Below are 3,598 nucleotides of genomic sequence, written 5' to 3' on the forward strand. Positions count from 1 at the left end.
ATATAGGCTAGGTCCCGCTGCCCGGCGCCGACAAAAGCCTCGCGCGGCACGGAAAGCATCGCTTCGATCAGCGGCGCGCTGGTCACATCGGTGGTGCGGATCTGGCCATCGACCATCTTCACGCGGCGTTCGGAGAAATCAGCGTTCATATCCCAACCAACCCGCTTCCCGCGCCCAATTCGCTGCCCGCGCCCGTTCCGATTTCCAGGCAAATGACGCGGGCCAATTCGACCGGAACCTAGCGCCCCGGCGCGACAGCGCCGGAGCCCGGGCATTGGAGGCCTCGCCCGGAATCGAACCGGGGTGCAAGGATTTGCAGTCCTCTGCGTAACCACTCCGCCACGAGGCCTTCCATGCTCCCGGCGTTCCGGGGCAACTCAATATGTTGGCGGTGAAAGGTCGTCAAGCACCGGCAAGTCATTCCCGATGCTTCCCATTCCTCATCGAAGGCAGTGGTTGCCGATTGCTTGCGGCCGATCCCGATGGTGTCGGCGGCACCTGCCGGACCATCTGCAAAGCTCTCAATCCGGCCGGCGGCGGCGTTCCCACCAGACCACGAAGCGCCGCCTGTGACGTCGCACCAGTGCGAATTCGTAGGACAGGACCAGCAGGCCGATCGGAACCATCCAGAAACCGAGAATCGGCAGAAAGCCCAGAATCCCGCCGATTGTGAGCAGCACGCCGATCGCGATCCGCAATCCCCGCGAGCGCGGCATGGAGAAGTCGCGGCCGAAGACCGTGATCTTGCGCGCCGGTGGGTTATCGTCGTCAGTTGCCGTCATTCAAAGCCAGATCCCACCTGCGCGGCCGATGTCATAAATACCAAAGGACGTGCAGCCGCATTGTTCCATGCCGGTGTCAAGCCGCTCATATGTGGGCACGCCGAGACGATGCCACAAATCGCCGCACGAAAAACTGCAGAAAAATTGCGAATTGCTGCTTTGCAAAGCCGAAAGGTGTTTGCTATAGGCTGCGCCACTCACGTCAGAGCCTCCGTTCCCCGGTAGCTCAGTGGTAGAGCAACCGGCTGTTAACCGGTTGGTCGCTGGTTCGAATCCGGCCCGGGGAGCCAATCGCCATTGAATTTTACTGAATAAACTTCCGATTCTGCAAGCGCGCGGCGCTGGATCCGGCAGCATGCGGCAACGGTCAAGCCGGGCCGGGTCAGTCTGAGAAAATTTCGTAGTAAAGGATTTCGGCGTCGTCGAGGGACGATCTCCGTCCAGGCGAGATGACGCCGGAGCCGAAGAGAAGAATATCTTCGCGGCGCACGAATACCTCATGGTCGGGTCCCATCGACACAAATGTACCCGACGAGCTTCGCTCGATAAGCAGGGCCTTGCCATTCGAAATGGTGAAGGTCGCGTGGTGCCTTGAGACCCAGGGCCGCTGGATGACGATGTTGCATTCCGGGGATCGGCCGATCGTCACCAATTCGTTGTTTCGGCAGGATCGCAACTGATCTCCATAGCGGATGACCAGATTGATCTGCCGCGGCGGGGCGGAGCGTCTCTCGATAACCGTGCCCCGGCTGACGATTTGCGTACTGAGGGCCCGATCCTCGCTCCCCAGGGTATAGACATCGAAGAGTTCTTGCTTTCCCTTGAAAGCCATTTTGTCGAGGAGCCGCAGGGCACTGCGGCTATCCGCGCAAAGGGCTTCGAAGAAGCTCTGGCTGATCAGCACCTCCCCGGGGTTGGCCGTGGTGGACAACCTTGCGGTGACATTGATAACGTCTCCGAATACCGCGCCCCGCGCGCGAATGACCGCCCCGAAATGCAATCCGATCCGGGCGTGCAACGGCCCTTTCGTCAGTTCGCTGCTGATTTGGAAGACGGCCCTCAGCGCCGCCTCCGAACTGTCGAACAGGCTGAGCACGTCATCGCCCTTCGAGTAAATGAAGTCACCGCCGTGCCGGGCGACGATCTCGCGTATCGCGTCGAGGCAATCCGAGATCTGCTGCAGAGCTGCATCGTCGCCGATGCGCTCATAGAGCGGCGTGCTGCCCACGACATCAGCTAGGAGGACTGCGGCCAGAAGTCTTTCCTGATCCATCGGCTCGTATCCGACCAAGAACGCAACGTATAGCATAAGTCGCCCTCCTTGCCCGCCTGGGAGCCGGGTGCTGTGGCGAGACCACCTTGCACGGACAACCCGGCCTTGTTGCCGCCCTGGCAACTGCACAAGACTTTCCAAGGCTATGACCAAGGCTGCCAAGCGCACGTTGAAGCGCAAGCGGACGATGCGGTCCGGAACAGCATTCCGAAAGCGACGAGAGGATAGCGACGAATAGGCGCGGCATACGGGCCGGTTCAGGGTAATGCTGAGCGGCGCCCGTGAGACGAACGGGTGGAGTGTATCATTTTAATACAATCCTCAATTTGTAGACTCCTGCGATGCATCGGCAGCTAGTGTTCTCCCGTCCAGGCTAGTGGAGGGAAGACCGCGGACCGGGAGGAAAAAGATGTCCATCCAAAAGGAAGACTATCGAACGAACCGAGCCGACTATGCCCTTGCCGCGAAAGGCCAATCGGCCGTTGATGGGGGCCGCAACGAGATTCTGGAAAGAAGAAAGAAGACTCTCTGGCTAAGAGATCCGCGAATCGCCAGATTGGCCGCAAATCCGTGCGAAAGCCTTCCAGGACCAAAACCCAGACCGCGCGGGAATTAGCGACGTTGCTTCACTTATGGATGCGTGCCCCATCATAGCGGCAGGAGCGTATAGCCGGTGCCGTATTTCGTTTCCTAGGCCCGCCGGCTAGGCCCAGCCCTGTTGGCCTGCCCGCTTTGTGAAGACGAAATCACGGACGCGTTCCTTGCTGCTCCAAGTCCTCCGAGTTTTGTAAGTTGTCATGCTGTTTCGCTGCGCGATCGAGATCGCCAACGGTATAGCCGGTGGATTGGATGCGGTAGAGTCACGAACGTTCTGGTCTAGATCTCGGGCTTTGCATCAAAGGGGAGATGGTTCCAGGCCGAGACCTGTGGCCCGCGCCGGCGATCGCGCCTGCAGCGAACCGAGTCTGAGATAGATGGCAGGCACGACGAAGAGGTTCAGAAGCGTTGACGTGATCAGCCCGCCCAGAATGATGATGGCCATCGTATGTTCGATTTCCTGCCCGGGAATGTTGCCGGTGACAACCAGGGGGACGAGCGCAAGACCGGTCGCCAGCGTCGTCATGAGAATGGGCGAAAGGCGTTCACGCGCGCCGCGCAGGACAAGTTCCGGTCCGAAGGGCTCGCCCTCCTCGCGCTCCAGATGCAGGAAATGGTGGATCAGAAGCACCCCGTTGCGGGCCGCGATGCCCAACACCGTCAGGAACCCCACGAGGCCGCCTAGCGAGATGATGCCGTCGCCCAGATACGCGGCGATGACCCCGCCGACCATAGCGGCCGGCAGTGACAGGAAAACCAGGGCAGCGAGCCTCCAGCTTCTCAAGGAGGCCTGCAGCAGCATGAAGATTACGACCGCGGCGACGACAGAGGCATAGACGAGCCTGCTTTGCGCAGCCCTGCGTTCCGCCGCCTCGCCCAGCAGCTGGGCATGATAGCCGAGCGGAAACTCGAACTTGGCCAGGCGCTCCTCAACCTCATGGACGAC

General features: G+C 60.5%; 4 protein-coding genes, 2 tRNA genes and 1 pseudogene. 1 reads left to right on the forward strand and 6 read right to left on the reverse strand.

Annotated elements, in window-relative coordinates:
- From EOA60_RS39165 to EOA60_RS23540, 4 genes and pseudogenes are all read right to left on the reverse strand, one after another.
- Window positions 1-149, reverse strand: a pseudogene (locus tag EOA60_RS39165) (protein-L-isoaspartate O-methyltransferase); the annotation flags it as partial.
- A 126-nt stretch (window positions 150-275) separates the two neighbouring features.
- Window positions 276-349 (reverse strand) — tRNA-Cys (locus EOA60_RS23530).
- A gap of 172 nt (window positions 350-521) precedes the next feature.
- Window positions 522-782, reverse strand: a complete 261-nt coding sequence (locus EOA60_RS23535; RefSeq protein ID WP_066999931.1) for a hypothetical protein — start codon at window positions 780-782, stop codon at window positions 522-524.
- Entirely contained in the window at window positions 783-983 is a 201-nt protein-coding gene (locus tag EOA60_RS23540) for a hypothetical protein (RefSeq protein ID WP_128311973.1), read from the reverse strand.
- 14 nt (window positions 984-997) lie between these two features.
- On the opposite strand from EOA60_RS23540, the gene EOA60_RS23545 reads away from it, so the two are divergent.
- A tRNA-Asn gene (locus EOA60_RS23545) sits at window positions 998-1,072 on the forward strand.
- 92 nt (window positions 1,073-1,164) lie between these two features.
- On the opposite strand, the gene EOA60_RS23550 is transcribed toward EOA60_RS23545, so the two are convergent.
- Window positions 1,165-2,055 (reverse strand): FHA domain-containing protein, encoded by an 891-nt coding sequence (locus EOA60_RS23550; RefSeq protein WP_164748161.1) that lies wholly within the window; start codon window positions 2,053-2,055, stop codon window positions 1,165-1,167.
- 895 nt (window positions 2,056-2,950) lie between these two features.
- Window positions 2,951-3,598: efflux RND transporter permease subunit (locus EOA60_RS23560; protein WP_164899489.1), on the reverse strand; the 648-nt coding region annotated here is incomplete at its 5' end.

It is taken from the genome of Mesorhizobium sp. M1A.F.Ca.IN.020.06.1.1, from assembly GCF_004023265.1.
Lineage (GTDB): Bacteria > Pseudomonadota > Alphaproteobacteria > Rhizobiales > Rhizobiaceae > Mesorhizobium.